At 62.2% G+C, this 14,046-nt stretch carries 11 protein-coding genes; 9 read left to right on the top strand and 2 right to left on the bottom strand.

Annotation, left to right across the window (positions count from 1 at the left end; genetic code table 11):
- The first annotated feature begins 201 nt into the window (after window positions 1–201).
- From QA643_RS34720 to QA643_RS34750, 7 genes are all read left to right on the top strand, one after another.
- A complete protein-coding gene (locus QA643_RS34720; RefSeq protein ID WP_283030144.1) occupies window positions 202–1,167 on the top strand; it encodes a tripartite tricarboxylate transporter substrate-binding protein in 966 nt (321 codons plus the stop codon).
- On the top strand, window positions 1,164–1,655 hold the full coding sequence (locus tag QA643_RS34725; protein WP_283030145.1) for a tripartite tricarboxylate transporter TctB family protein: 492 nt from the start codon (window positions 1,164–1,166) through the stop codon (window positions 1,653–1,655). Before QA643_RS34720 ends, QA643_RS34725 begins: the two co-directional genes overlap by 4 nt.
- The gene (locus tag QA643_RS34730; protein ID WP_283030146.1) at window positions 1,655–3,154 is read left to right on the top strand and encodes a tripartite tricarboxylate transporter permease; all 1,500 of its coding nucleotides are present in this window, start codon (window positions 1,655–1,657) and stop codon (window positions 3,152–3,154) included. Before QA643_RS34725 ends, QA643_RS34730 begins: the two co-directional genes overlap by 1 nt.
- Before the next feature lie 199 nt (window positions 3,155–3,353).
- The gene (locus QA643_RS34735; protein WP_283030147.1) at window positions 3,354–4,595 is read left to right on the top strand and encodes an acyltransferase; all 1,242 of its coding nucleotides are present in this window, start codon (window positions 3,354–3,356) and stop codon (window positions 4,593–4,595) included.
- A gap of 128 nt (window positions 4,596–4,723) precedes the next feature.
- The gene (locus QA643_RS34740) at window positions 4,724–5,569 is read left to right on the top strand and encodes a metallophosphoesterase family protein (protein WP_283030148.1); all 846 of its coding nucleotides are present in this window, start codon (window positions 4,724–4,726) and stop codon (window positions 5,567–5,569) included.
- Between the two features lie 263 nt (window positions 5,570–5,832).
- Window positions 5,833–7,143, top strand: a complete 1,311-nt coding sequence (locus QA643_RS34745; RefSeq protein ID WP_283030149.1) for an adenylate/guanylate cyclase domain-containing protein — start codon at window positions 5,833–5,835, stop codon at window positions 7,141–7,143.
- A 253-nt stretch (window positions 7,144–7,396) separates the two neighbouring features.
- Entirely contained in the window at window positions 7,397–10,726 is a 3,330-nt protein-coding gene (locus QA643_RS34750; protein WP_283030150.1) for an adenylate/guanylate cyclase domain-containing protein, read from the top strand.
- 10 nt (window positions 10,727–10,736) lie between these two features.
- Here the strand turns inward: QA643_RS34750 and QA643_RS34755 are convergent, their stop codons facing one another.
- Both QA643_RS34755 and QA643_RS34760 read right to left on the bottom strand, forming a co-directional pair.
- A complete protein-coding gene (locus tag QA643_RS34755; RefSeq protein ID WP_283030151.1) occupies window positions 10,737–11,222 on the bottom strand; it encodes a cyclic nucleotide-binding domain-containing protein in 486 nt (161 codons plus the stop codon).
- Between the two features lie 133 nt (window positions 11,223–11,355).
- Window positions 11,356–11,673, bottom strand: a complete 318-nt coding sequence (locus QA643_RS34760) for a metalloregulator ArsR/SmtB family transcription factor (RefSeq protein WP_283030152.1) — start codon at window positions 11,671–11,673, stop codon at window positions 11,356–11,358.
- Window positions 11,674–11,813: 140 nt separating this feature from the next.
- On the opposite strand from QA643_RS34760, the gene QA643_RS34765 reads away from it, so the two are divergent.
- Window positions 11,814–12,770: a threonine/serine dehydratase gene (locus tag QA643_RS34765; RefSeq protein ID WP_283030153.1), complete on the top strand. Its 957-nt coding sequence runs from the start codon at window positions 11,814–11,816 to the stop codon at window positions 12,768–12,770.
- 149 nt (window positions 12,771–12,919) lie between these two features.
- Entirely contained in the window at window positions 12,920–13,945 is a 1,026-nt protein-coding gene (locus QA643_RS34770; protein WP_283030154.1) for a Fe(3+) ABC transporter substrate-binding protein, read from the top strand.
- Window positions 13,946–14,046 lie beyond the last annotated feature (101 nt).

A 14,046-nucleotide genomic window follows, 5' to 3' on the forward strand; every position in this document is an offset into this window, starting at 1 on the left:
GACCTGCGCCGCGCAATTGTCGCTGCACTTTCAGTCGAGGGAAATACCGAAGGCCAAAGGCGCACGCGCTTCAAAATCTTAGCGAAAAATTCCTGGCCCCGGTTCGAAGGCGCAAAGGTCCGTCTGGACAGCGGCGGCATTTCCGGATGATATGCGGCGAATTGACACACAGATGCGCTGTGTGAGCCTGGAGGAAACCCCATGATGCCGTTTAAAACGCGCCTGTTCGGCGCGGTCGTTGCGTTGGCGCTTGCAGCCAGCCCTGCCCTCTCGCAGCAGCTCGAGCTCAAGATCATGGCGCCCGCGGCACCCGGCGGCGGATGGGATCAGACTGCGCGCTCGATGCAGCAGGCCCTCGTCGCCGCCAAGATCGCCCGCAGCGTCCAGGTCACCAACGTGGCGGGTGCCGGCGGCAGTGTCGGCATCGCGCAGTTCGTCAACGGCGCCAAGGGCGACGGTAACCAGATGATGGTGAACGGCTTCGTCATGGTGGGCGCGCTCGCCATGAACAAGTCGCCGGTGACACTCGAGCAGGTGACGCCGATTGCGCGCCTCACCGAGGAAATTCAGGTCATCGTGGTGCCGGCGAATTCGCCGCTCAAGACCGCGCAGGACCTTGCCAACGCCGTGAAGGCCGACATCGCAAAAGTCACCTTTGCCGGCGGCTCGGCCGGCGGCGTCGACCATGTGATGGCGGCGCTGTTTGCCGGAACGATCGGCGCCGATGCCAAGAAGATCAACTACATTCCCTTCTCCGGCGGCGGCGAGTCGCTGGCGGCCATTCTCGGCGGCAAGGTCACCGCCGGCATTTCGGGCCTCTCCGAATATGAAGGCCAGATCAAGTCGGGCAAATTGCGCGCGCTCGGCGTGACCTCGGAGAAGCGCATCCCGGGCAGCGACATTCCGACGTTCAAGGAACAGGGGATCGACCTCGTGATCGCCAATTGGCGCTCGGTGGTCGCGCCTCCCGGCATCACGCCGGAACAGCGCAAGGTGCTGAGCGATGCCGTGGAGAAGATGGTCCAGTCCGATGCCTGGAAGGAGATCCTCAAGCAGAAGGGCTGGGAAGACGCCTATCTCGGCGGCGACGCATTCGCCGACTTCCTGAAGAAGGAAACGGTCCGCGTCACCGATGTGCTGAAGTCGGTCGGCCTCGTCAAGTCATGACCGACAACGCTTCCAGCGACGCGCCGGCTCCGCGGCGCATCGATCCCGCCGGTCTCGTCATTGCAGCGGCGCTCGCGGTGCTCGCGGTGGTGCTGGTCTGGGACGCCAGCAAGCTGGCGTCCACCTCGATGTACGGCATGGGGCCCGAGGCGATGCCGGTCGTCGTCGCCACAGGTCTCGGCCTGCTCGCGATCGGCAATTTGATTGATGCCTTGCGCGGCAACTTGCCGCCGCGCGAGAGCGCCGATCCCAAACCCGTGCTGCTGATCCTCGGCGGCCTGGCGCTATTGATCGCCATCATCGGCCTTGGTGGCGGCTTCATCCTCGCGACATCAGTGCTGTTCGTTGCGACGTCGGCGGCGTTCGGGCGGCGCGCCATCCTGACGGATGCCGCCATCGCGCTTGTGATGAGCACGCTGGTCTATCTCGCGTTCGATCGGCTGCTGACGCTGAGCTTGCCCGCCGGCCCTCTGGAAAGATTGCTGTAATGGAAACCTTTGCCGCCCTCGCGCATGGCATGGCCGTCGCCGTGCAGCCGATGAACCTGCTCTATGCGCTGATCGGCGTGTTCCTCGGCACCGCCGTCGGCGTGCTGCCCGGCATCGGCCCGGCGCTCACCGTCGCGTTGCTGCTGCCGGTGACCTACAAGCTCGATCCCGGCGGCTCCCTGATCATGTTCGCAGGGATTTATTACGGCGGCATGTATGGCGGATCGACCACCGCCATTCTCATCAACACGCCCGGCGAGAGCGCATCGATGGCGACCGCGCTCGAGGGTAACAAGATGGCGAAGGCTGGCCGCGGCGGCCCGGCGCTGGCGACCTCAGCGATCGGCTCGTTCGTCGCCGGCACCATCGCCACCATCGGCCTCGCCTTTCTCGCACCGTGGCTGGTGGATTTCGCGGTGCGCTTCGGCCCTGAGGATTATTTCGCGCTGATGTGCGTCGCCTTCGTCACGGTGTCGGCGACCTTCGGCGATTCCCCGATCCGCGGACTGACCAGCCTGTTCATCGGGCTGACGCTCGGGCTGATCGGCATCGACAAGCTCACCGGCCAGGCGCGGCTCGCCTTCGGCGTGCCGGAATTGCTCGACGGCGTCGAGGTGACGACGCTGGCGGTCGGCCTGTTCGCGGTCGGCGAAGCGCTTTACGTCGCCTCGCGCCGCCATCACGCCGAGGAAAAGATCGAGCCGGTGCGCGGCTCGCTATGGATGACGATGGAGGACTGGAAGCGGTCGTGGAAGGCGTGGCTGCGCGGCACGATGTTCGGCTTTCCGATCGGCGCGCTGCCCGCAGGCGGCGCGGAAATTCCAACCTTCCTGTCCTATTCGACCGAGAAGCGGCTGACCAAACATCCGGAGGAATTCGGCAAGGGCGCGATCGAAGGCGTCGCCGGGCCGGAAGCCGCCAACAACGCCTCCGCCGCCGGCACCTTGGTGCCGCTCTTGACGCTCGGGCTGCCGACCTCGGCAACCGCCGCGATGATGCTGGCCGGCTTCCAGCAATATGGGCTGAACCCGGGGCCGCTATTGTTCGCCGAACGGCCCGATCTCGTCTGGGGCCTGATCGCGAGCCTGTTCATCGCCAACGTCATGCTGCTGGTCCTCAACCTGCCGCTGGTCGGCCTCTGGGTAAAACTGCTGGCGATCCCGCAGCCGTGGCTCTATGCCGGCATTCTCGTCTTCGCGACGATGGGCACCATCGCCGCAAAGCCGTCGGTGGTCGAGCTGTCGATGCTGGCAGGTTTTGGCGTGATGGGCTTCCTGATGCGGCGGTTCGATTTTCCGATCGCGCCCGTCGTGGTCGGGCTGATCCTCGGCCCGATCGCGGAAAGCCAGTTGCGCCGCGCGCTCGCCATCAGCCTCGGCGATCCCATCGTGCTGCTGCAGAGCCCGATGTCGGCAACGCTGCTCGCCATTGCGCTGATCGCGCTATTGGCGCCTTTCGTGCTGAAGGGGATGAACCGCTTCAAGGCGAACGAAGACTAAGGCGCAAACTCGTCAGGGCGCAGCCAAACAGACAAGCCAGCGCCACTCGCGCCGCCGCGCGCCATTCCCACGTGTCCCACCAGCCTGCCCAGCCCGTGCATTCGAACCCCGGGCCGGGGGATGTGTGACATCGGTCGCAGAGCGTGTTGAGGGGATCCAATACTTGCAACGGGATTGTTCATGAACGCGATGAATTCCCGTGAAGAACTATTTCTCATTGCTGGATCCGCTGCGCTTCGGGGCTGCCCTCAGCGTCGCTGTTTTTCACCTGATGTTCTATTCCTGGGCCGGGTCTTCAATCAACGCCCCTCAAGGTTTTGAGCATCTTTTCGCCGCCGACATTCAATTTCCGAACGCAGCACCTTTCACGTGGTTCGGCTGGGTCGGCGTTGAAATATTCTTTGTCATTTCCGGCTTCGTCATCGCGAATTCCGCGAGCACGTCTTCGCCGAAGCAGTTTCTTTTCGGCCGTGCCCTCCGGCTTTATCCGGCGGTATGGGTCGGCTCCACCTTGAGCTTCCTCGTTCTGCTTTTCTTTGCGCGCGAGAAGGCATCCGAATTCTTCCTTCCCTACTTCCAGGCGATGCTGCTCATTCCCAAGGGGATCAGGGGTCAATGGCTTGATGCCGTCTATTGGACGTTGGCGGCGGAGATGGCCTTTTATGGGATGGTGTTTTGCACGCTGCTCACCAGGAAAGTCACGCTGCGGCACCTCGCCTGGGGTCTCACCATTTATAGCGCCGTGTTCAACGCCTTCTCCATGGTAGTGCTATCGGGCGCACTACAATCTGACATGCTCTATTGGGTCGTCCTGATGTTTCGGGTGCCGGGTGCAACATGGTTGTTGAACCATGGCTGCTTCTTCGCGCTTGGAATTTGGCTGTTCATTTCCGCGAATAGGCCGCTCGCGGCTCTCGAACGGATTGCCGTGGCCGTGACATGCCTCTCCGGGTGTGCCGAGATCTACTATTTTTCACATTTCCTCTTGAGCGCCATACCCGCCATCTCGGATCAATCGGCCGTTGTGCCGATCCTCGTTTGGGCTGCGGCGGTGTTGCTCATTGCCTTCGCTGCAAACAAAAGCAGGCGCTCTGCCGGCGCCGCTTCCCCTGAAGCACCGGCTTATTTGCGAACGCTTGGGCTGATCACCTATCCGCTCTATCTGACCCACAACGTCACCGGCTCGGCGATCATTCGTGTCCTGATCGATGCCGGCCTCGATGCCTCCCTGGCGGTATGGGTCAGCATAGCCATGCTTGTCCTGGTCTGCTGGCTCATCTGCGCGAAGATCGAGCCCGCCATCAGAGGGCTCTTGAAGGAAATCGTTGCGAACGTCGGACGGCTTCCGAAGACAGCGCCGCCTGCGAGCCTTCCAAGTCCGCCTCTGGGGCTGCCCGTTCCGCTGCCCGTCCAGGCAAAAGTGAACTTCGCGGGCCGGTAGCGCGATCCGCCGCTACCCGTCTACCGCATTCAAAGCGATGAATCGGCACAATTCTTGCTCGAATCCACCATGCCTGAATGCATCCGCCTGCAGATGGCCGGTTTCTAGGTACTTTGGATTTGATCATTATGCGCTGCCTGATCGTGGCCGACTTGCATTATTCATTGCCGCAATTCGACTGGCTGCTCGCGGCAGCTCCGCAATTCGACGTGGTGATTTTTGCCGGCGACGCGCTCGACATCGGATCGTTCGTCGATTTCCGCGCGCAGATTCTCGTGGTGAAGAAATACCTGTCGCTGTTGTCCCAGACCACACGGGTCATTCTCTGCTCGGGCAATCATGACCTCGACGAACGCAGCGCGGAGGGCGAAAAGATCGCGCGCTGGATCGGCGACGTCCGCGAACTCGGCATCGCCTGCGACGGCGACAGCCTGACCGTCGGTGACGTCAGCTTCACGGTGTGCCCATGGTGGGACGGGCCGCTGGTCAAAAGCCGCATCGAAGCCCAGCTTCGCGACGCCGCGCTCGAGCGGGCGCAACACTGGATCTGGGTGCATCATGCGCCGCCTGCGAACTCGCCGACGAGCTGGGGTGGCAAGCGCTTCTTCGGCGACGTGGAGCTGGTGCAATGGATCGCGCAGTATCAGCCGTCGATGGTGATCTCGGGCCACGTGCATCAGTCGCCTTTCATCCCCGACGGATCCTGGTTTGATCGTCTCGGCACGACCTGGGTCTTCAACACTGGCCTGCAGCACGGCCGTCCGCCGGTCTGCATCGTGATCGACCTCGATGAGAGCGCGGCGTTCTGGATCGCCGCCGGCGAAGCGCAAAGGATCGACCTGCGCGCGCCGCTGCTGCGGCCGGCGGCGCCGATCGAGACCGTGCCGCCATGGCTTGTATCTTTGGGACAGATCGCCGATCCGCTGTTCGCCTCATCGATAAGCACCGCGGAAGTTCGGAAAGAGCGCTTGTGACGGTCAGGACTGTGCGGCCCTATCGCACCGGGCGATCGCGGAGCTTGCGCCACGAAACTGACGCCTCGGATCGCCGCGCGACCTTGCACGGAGCAACATCGAAAGCTGACGTGTGTGATGGCTTCGCTGGTAAGCAGCCGATTACCGCATGCGCAGCTATGCGGGTGGCTTCCGTGCACGGCGGCAAACTGGTAGATTAGATTGCACCTGCTCACCGGAGGCCGACGAAGCCGATCACGCCACTATACGTGAAGTGATGTGCAATGGTTCCGAAAACCCAATACGCGAAGAGCGGTGATGTTCGCATCGCTTATCAGGTCGTTGGCGAAGGGCCGCTAGACCTCGTGTTCGTCCCTGGTTTCATTTCCAATCTCGACGTCGCTTGGGAAGAACCCTATCGCGCGCGAATTTGGACACGCTTGGCGGCTTTCGCCCGCCTGATCATGTTCGACCAGCGCGGTACCGGGCTTTCCGACAGAACGGTCGGTGTGCCAACCCTCGAAGAGCGCATGGATGATGTTCGTGCGGTCATGGATGCGGTCGGCTCCAAGCAGGCTGCCCTCTTCGGAATCTCCGAGGGCGGCGCGATGTCACTCCTGTTCTCGGCCACTTATCCAGAGCGCACCCGAGCGTTGGTCCTTTACGGCGCCTATGGCCATTTCCGCTCTTGGGTTCTGCCTCCGGAGGAGATCGACGCCGCCCTGGAACGCATGGAGAGGAACTGGGGGAGCGGTGAGAGTCTCCGTTTGTTCGCGCCCAGCGTAGCATCGGATGAGACGTTCAAGCTATCATGGGCTCGTTTTGAACGTCTCGGCGCAAGCCCATCTGCTGTTGTCGCGCTTATGCGAATGAACAGTGAAATCGATGTTCGCCCAATCCTTCCCTCGATCCGAGTACCAACCTTTATCATTCATCGGCAAGGAGACGTTCGCGTCAACGTTGAGGCTGGTCGGTTCATGGCCCGGCAAATCCCAAACGCGAAGTATCTCGAACTGCCCGGCAATGATCACCTGTTGTGGACTGGCGAAACAGAACGGGTATTGGATGAGATTGAGGAGTTTCTGACAGGTTCGCGTTCCACGACCGACTCTGATCGAGTGCTCGCCACCGTTATGTTTACTGACATTGTGAACTCAACCAAACGCGCCGAGACGATCGGAGATCGTGCATGGCACGATGTGCTTGATCGGCACAACGCGCTCGTGCGGCGTGAGATTTCGCGGCATAGAGGGCATGAAGTAAGGACGATGGGAGACGGCTTCCTGGCAACCTTTGACGGGCCGGCTCGGTCAATCCGGTGCGCTCTGGCCATCAATGAGGGCGTTGAAGCTTTGGGGCTGCAGGTAAGAGCCGGCCTTCACACTGGCGAGGTCGAGATGAGCGACAATGATCTGAGCGGCATCGCGGTCCACATTGCAGCGCGTGTCGCGACGATCGCAAAGCCCGGACAGGTTCTGGTGTCGAACACCGTCCGTGATCTTGTCGCAGGCTCAAACATCAGGTTTCACGACGAAGGTAGTCATTCCCTCAAGGGTCTCACAGAAAGCGTTCGATTGTTCGCTGCCGAACGTTAGTAGCGCAAACCCGATATGCCGCAACGAGTTGTCGGTTGGTCTGAGCAGCAGATATTCTTGTCATCGACTCCCGTGCAATTTGCCGACGCTATCGGTCGTATCAGCATAGTTGCGCAGCACGTGACTCGGTATCTCGAAACCGCAGAAGAATTATCGCAGCAAAACGATGCGTGCCATACGGGAAAAAGTGGCATAACATCTCGGCTGCAGTAGTCCAAATTCGGCAAGCCGCCATCCCACCGTCGGTGAAGCCATGCAAGAGATTGCGGACTGGCTGGAGAAACTGGGGCTCGGGCAGTACGCGCTGCGCTTTGCCGAGAACGGCATTGATCTAAGCGTTCTTCCCGAGCTGACGGACCACGACTTCGATAGGCTCGGAGTCCTGCTCGGCCATCGCCGCAAGATGCTACGCGCGATCGCCGAGCTCAAGCAATCTGATCTGGTTGGCGAGCAAGCTCATCGGCGCGACGCCGAGCGACGCCACCTCACGGTGATGTTCTGCGATTTGGTAGGCTCGACTGAACTCTCTGCCCGCCTCGATCCCGAGGACATGTGGGAGGTGATCCGCGCCTATCGGGCCGCCTGCGCCAACGTCATAGCCAATTACGAAGGCAGTATCGCCAGGTTCGTGGGCGATGGAGTGCTTGCCTATTTTGGCTATCCCCGTGCGCACGAAGACGACGCCGAACGCGCCGTGCGGGCCGGGCTCGACATGATAGCCGCAGTAAAGCCGCTCGAAACACGCGCCGAACCAATCGAGGTGCGGATAGCCATCGCGACCGGGCTTGTGGTGGTAGGTGACCTCATCAGCGGATGCGCGTCGGAGCAGCAAGCGATGATCGGCGATACACCGAACATCGCAGCCCGGCTCCAGAGCCTTGCTGAACCTGGCGCGGTTATCGTTGCAGCATCGACGCGCGAACTCCTTGGCGATCTATTCACTTTCCGTGATCTCGGCCTTCGGCAGGTGAAGGGCCTCTCCGAACCTCTCGCGGTCTGGGCGGTCGAGGGTGGAGCAGCGTCGGAAAGCCGCTTCGAGGCGGTGCGCACGGCGCGCTCGATGGGCTTTGTCGGCCGCAAGGCCGAAATCGAATTCGCGCTCTCGCGACAGGAACTGGCGTGGCAGGGCCAAGGCCAGGCGGTGTTGATTTCTGGCGAGGCCGGTATCGGAAAATCGCGCCTGGTCGCAACGCTCTGCGAGAACCCTGCGTTGGGGGCACACTGCAGGGTGCGATATCAGTGCTCGCCTTATCATACCAACAGTGCACTTCATCCCTTTATTGCCCAGCTCGAGCGCGCCGCAGGTATCAGCTCACACGACACCTCAGAGCAAAAGCTCGACAAGCTCGAGGCAATGCTTGCACTTGGTACGCAGCAGGTGGCCAATGCGGCGCCGTTGATCGCTTCACTTCTTTCGATCACGACGGGCGAGCGCTATCCGCCGCTCGGCCTCAATCCAGTGCAACAGCGGCGACAGACGTTCGCCGCCCTGCTCGATCAGCTTGAAGGTTTGGCCCGGCAACAACCGGTTCTGATCGTCTGCGAGGACCTGCACTGGGCCGACGCCACCACACTTGAGCTGTTTGATCTCGCGGTCGACCGGATCAGGGGCTTGCCGATTCTCGCCCTCATGACCTTCCGTCCCGAATTCGAGCCGCCCTGGGCCGGGCTCGCCAATATCAGCCTGCTGCGGCTCGATCGACTTGACCGGCAAGACACGCGCGCTCTGGTCGAACAGGTGACTGTCGGTCGACAGCTGCCCCGCGAAATGATGAGGCAGATCATCGACAGGACAGATGGCATCCCGCTGTTTATCGAAGAACTGACCAAGACGATCCTGGAATCCGGGCTTCTGGTCGAGGATGCCGGACGCCTTCGCCTTGATCGTCCGCTGCCGCCCCTCGCCATTCCAGCGACGCTGCAGGACTCGCTGACGGCGCGCCTTGACCGGTTGGCACCGGTCAAGGAAATCGCACAGATCGGCGCTGCCATTGGCCGCGAATTCTCATACACATTGCTGCGCTGTTTGGCGGGGCGCGATGACCTGACGCTGAACATCGCGCTGAGGCAGTTGGAAGAGGCCGAACTGCTGTTGCGCCGCGGGACGCCGCCGGAAGCGAGCTATAGCTTCAAGCACGCGCTCGTCCAGGAAGCGGCATATGAAAGTCTGCTCAAGAGTCGGCGCCAAGTACTCCACAAACATATCGGCGATGTCCTGCGTGACCAGTTTCCGGCCATCGCCGAGACCGAGCCGGAAGTCGTGGCCTATCACTTCACCGAAGCGGGACTCGACGCGGTTGCGCTCGATTGGTGGCGCAAGGCAGGCCAGCAGGCGCTGAAGCGCTCCGCCTATACCGAGGCGATTGCGCATCTCGGCAAGGCGGTTGCGATTGCCGATGGGTTGCCGGATGACCCGGGCCAAACCATGAACCGGCTTCACCTTCAAATCGCATATGGTCGCGCATTGCGCGGCAACCTTGGACACAGCGCTCCCCAAACGGTGGCCGCATGGACGCGCGCCCGGCAATTCGCCGCCGACATCAATGATCCGGATGAGCTGGCGCCGATCTATTCGGGATTGTTCAATGCCTGTCTGACCCATGGCGAGATCGGGCCAATGTGGGAGTTGGCGGATGCAACCATGAGCGCCGCCAATAGACGACCGGACTCGCCGATGTCATCGGTCGTCGCACATTGGACCAACGGGGCGACCTGCTGGTTCGGCGGCGACTATTCGAACGCGAAAACGCATCTTGAGCAAGCGCTCACGACCTATCATTCCGAGCCGGATCTGGAGATCTTCAGGACGTCAACCCTGGACCTGCCGTTCGTCATCATGCGATTTCTCGCCCTGGTGCTCTGGCCGACCGGGCAGATTGACCGCGCCCGCCGGCTCGCCGCCGACGCGGTGCGCTACTCGGGCGAAAAGCGCGCGCTGTCCCAGGCCAATGCGCTGGTGCACAAGGCGGTCTTCGACGGACTCTGCGGCGGGGCGTTACAGGAAACTGAAACAATCCTGGCGCTTGCTCTCGCCCGCGATCATACGATGCCGTTGTATGTTGCCGCCGGCACATACTTAACCGGCCTTGCAAAGTGGCGCGCCGGCGACCGAGAGGCCGGGCTTGCCGAAATGGGGCGAGGCTGGACCTTGCTGCACGAAAATGACTGTTACCTATGCGAACCATTCTGGGGAATGCAGGTCGCCATCGCGAACGCCGCGGCCGGGCAAACGGCTGCTGCGTTGGAGATCTTGCGCGAGTTGATCGCCGGGACGGAACGGTCCGGTCAGCATTGGCTGGACGCCGAACTGCATCGTGTTCAGGGCGAGGTCCTGTTGCGCCATGATCCAACCAACGTCCGTGAGGCGGAGGGCGCTTTCAAAAGGGCCCTTGAGGTCGCCCGAGGGCAGCACACCAAAACTTTCGAATTGCGCGGCGCGCTTGGGCTTGCGCATCTCTTCAGAGACGACGGTCGCGAAGCGGCCGGTTCCGACGTGCTGACGCGAGCCCTGATCGATCTTGATACCGGGCAAGACCTCGCCGAAATCGAGCAAGCAAAAAAGCTGTTGAGACAAATCCGCTAGAGGGATGCGGCTAGAGTCTCGAGTCGGATTGCCGGTCCGAACCTGGCGAGACCTCTGTCGGCGGCAAGTTGATCATGCTCTGCAGCAGCTCGCCGACCATCGAGAGATGATTGCCGTGGCCGGCATATTGATGCATCAGGTCGGCCAGATAGGTGTTGGCGACGTTGAGGCGTTGCGCCAGCAGGCGCGCGATCAATAGCGCCACCGCGGGTTGGTCGCGCAGGAACGCCGCGGCGTCGTCGATCTCATAGACGACAGAATCGGCGGCGGCGCGCACGGTCGCGGTATGAGGCTGTTCGAGCAATACCGACATTTCGCCCAGCATCGCCCCGGGCTCGGTCAGGACGGCGACGACGCTATCGCCCTTGATGACCTCAAGCCGCCCTTCGAGCAGCACGAACAGATGCCCGGTCTTGCTGCCCTCATGGAGCACGAGCGTGCCGGCCGGCACGGTTCGCTGAATTCCTCCGGTACAATAGTCCAGCATTGCGCGCATCAGCTTCATCTCCCTGCCGGCCAAGCCTAGGCGCTGGCGATGACAAGGTCGAATGGATAGAGCGGGCTTTGCTGCTCAAAATGTCGGCAGGGCAGGTCCCGGTGGCGGCACGCACGTGGCCCAACAGCGAGGATCAGATCCTCTCGAGCATGGCGGCTTTCAGCTTGGCGATGCGCGCTTCATCGCGCTTGTAGAACGTCCACTGCTTGACGCGCTTGGCGCTTACCAGACCGGCCTGCGACAGTATTTTCAGATGTTCGCTGACGGTGGGCTGGCTGACGCCGAGCTTTTCGGCGATCAAGACGCCGCACACCCCGTCCTTGACGAGGTCGCCGTCGACCTGCGGGCGGAAATGTGCCCGCGGCCGTTTCAGCCATTCCAGGATCAACAGCCGCCGTTGGCTGGCGAGCGCGCGAAAAGCAGACTCGACGTCGTCCTCGAAAGAAGTCATATTGCTAATTAGCTAAATGACTAATTGCTGTCAATCGCGCGCCAGATCGGCGGAGCCTTCGATCGACAGCACACTTTAATCGAGACCCTTTTCAATCGAGAGACCCTTGTTAATCGAGAGAGCCTTGGGAGCGCGTTGCCATGGATGCATCAGCGGATGCCGTAACGCCGGAAATGATCGCCCGATGCGAGCGGCTGATCCGGCCCTTCATCCGGCGAACGCCGATCGTTGAGGTCGATGGCGCGGAGTTCGGCCTCCCCGGCCATATGCTGACGCTCAAGCTGGAGCTGCTTCAGCATTCCGGCTCGTTCAAGGCGCGCGGCGCTTTCGCCAATTTGCTGACCCGCGACGTGCCGAAGGCCGGCGTGGTGGCGGCGTCCGGCGGCAATCATGGTGCGGCCGTCGCCTATGCGGCGATGAAGCTCGGCAAGCCGGCCAAGATCTTCGTGCCAGGCATCTGTTCGCCGGCGAAGGTTGAGCACATCAAAGGTTACGGCGCCGATCTCACGATCGGGGGCGACCGCTATGCCGATGCGCTCGCGGCCAGCGAGACATGGGTGCAACAAACCGGCGCATTGCCGGTGCACGCGTTCGATCAGAACGAGACGATCATGGGACAGGGAACGCTCGGCCTCGAGCTCGCGGGCCAGGCGCCTGAGATCGATACGCTGCTCGTCTCGGTCGGCGGCGGCGGGCTGATCTCCGGGCTGGCCGCCTGGTACGCCGGCCGCATCAAGGTTGTTGGCGTCGAGCCGTTTGCCGCGCCGACGCTGACGCGAGCCTTTGAGGCCGGCCATCCGGTCGATGCGGAGGCTGGCGGGCTGGCCGCGGATTCACTGGCGCCGCGACGCGTGGGTGAACGGGTCTTTCCGATCGTCTGGAAATATGCACGACAGACGGTGCTGGTTACCGACGGCGCGATTGCCGAGACACAGGCGACGCTTTGGCGTGCCTTGCGCATCGTGGCAGAGCCGGGTGGCGCGGCAGCACTCGCGGCAATCCTGTCGGGCGCCTACCGGCCGGCTGCGGGCGAACGGGTCGCGGTCATTGTCTGCGGCGGCAACACAGACGTTGTTGATTTCAGCCGCGCCCGTTGATCCGCCGCGCCCGCCACATTTGGAATCGCTCTAAATCGGTTCGTTGGAATCGCTCTAAATCGCGACATTCGCGACATACCGTCGCTGACGGCATGACGGAGGCTGCGCTACTGAGACCGGCATCACCACAACTTTTGTCGGGCAGCTTCATGACGAAATTCCGCGCTACCGCCGCAACCGCCGCGTTGCTTTGTTTCACTGCGTTCGGAGCCGCGCCGGCCTCCGCCGACGGCGAGGTCAACGTCTATACCTATCGCGAAACCAAGCTGGTGCAGCCGTTGTTCGATGCCTTCACCAAGGACACCGGCATCAAGGTCAACGTGGTCTCGGCAAGCTCGGGCCTTGAGCAGCGGATGAAGGCGGAAGGCGCGTCGAGCCCGGCCGACGTGCTGCTGACGGTCGATCTCGGCCGCTTGGACGATGCCGTACAGGCCGGCGTGACCCAGCCGATCAAGTCGGTGGTGATCGATGAGATCGTGCCGGCGCAATACCGCGACCCGGACGGCCAGTGGGCCGGCATCTCGATGCGCGCGCGCGTGATCTACGCCTCAAAGGACCGCGTCAAGCAGGACAAGATCACCTATGAAGAGCTCGCCGATCCCAAGTGGAAGGGCAAGATCTGCATCCGCTCCGGTCAGCATATCTATAACAACGGCCTGTTCGCGGCTTATGTCGCCAAGTACGGCGAGGCCAAGGCCGAGGAATGGCTGAAGGGCGTGAAGGCCAATCTGGCGCAAAAGCCTTCCGGCGGCGACCGCGAAGCCGCTCGCGATGTGGCGGCCGGCAAGTGCGACATCGGCATCGGCAACACCTATTACTGGGCGCTGATGATGAACAACGACCCCGAGAAGAAGCCGTGGGCCGAAGCCACCAAGGTAATCCTGCCGACCTTCGAAGGCGGCGGTACCCACGTCAATCTCTCCGGCGTCATCCTCGCCAAGCACGCACCCAACAAGGCCAACGCGGTCAAGCTGATCGAATGGCTTGCCGGCGAGAAGGCGCAGCACATCTACGCCGATGCCAACTACGAGTACCCGATTCGCGCCGGCGTCGCCGTCAACCCGACCATCGCGGGCTACGGCAAGCTGACCGCCGATCCGATGCCGATCGCCAAGATCGTCGCGAGCCGGAAGGCGGCCTCGACGCTGGTCGACAAGGTCGGGTTCGATAATTGATCGCGATGTCTTTGTAGAAAAGTGATTCCGCACCTTGCACCGCTGCGTCCCCTCCCCCCTTGCGGGGGATGGTTAGGGAGAGGGGTAAGCCACACGGGCAG

Source organism: Bradyrhizobium sp. CB3481, assembly GCF_029714305.1.
Taxonomy (GTDB): Bacteria; Pseudomonadota; Alphaproteobacteria; order Rhizobiales; family Xanthobacteraceae; genus Bradyrhizobium.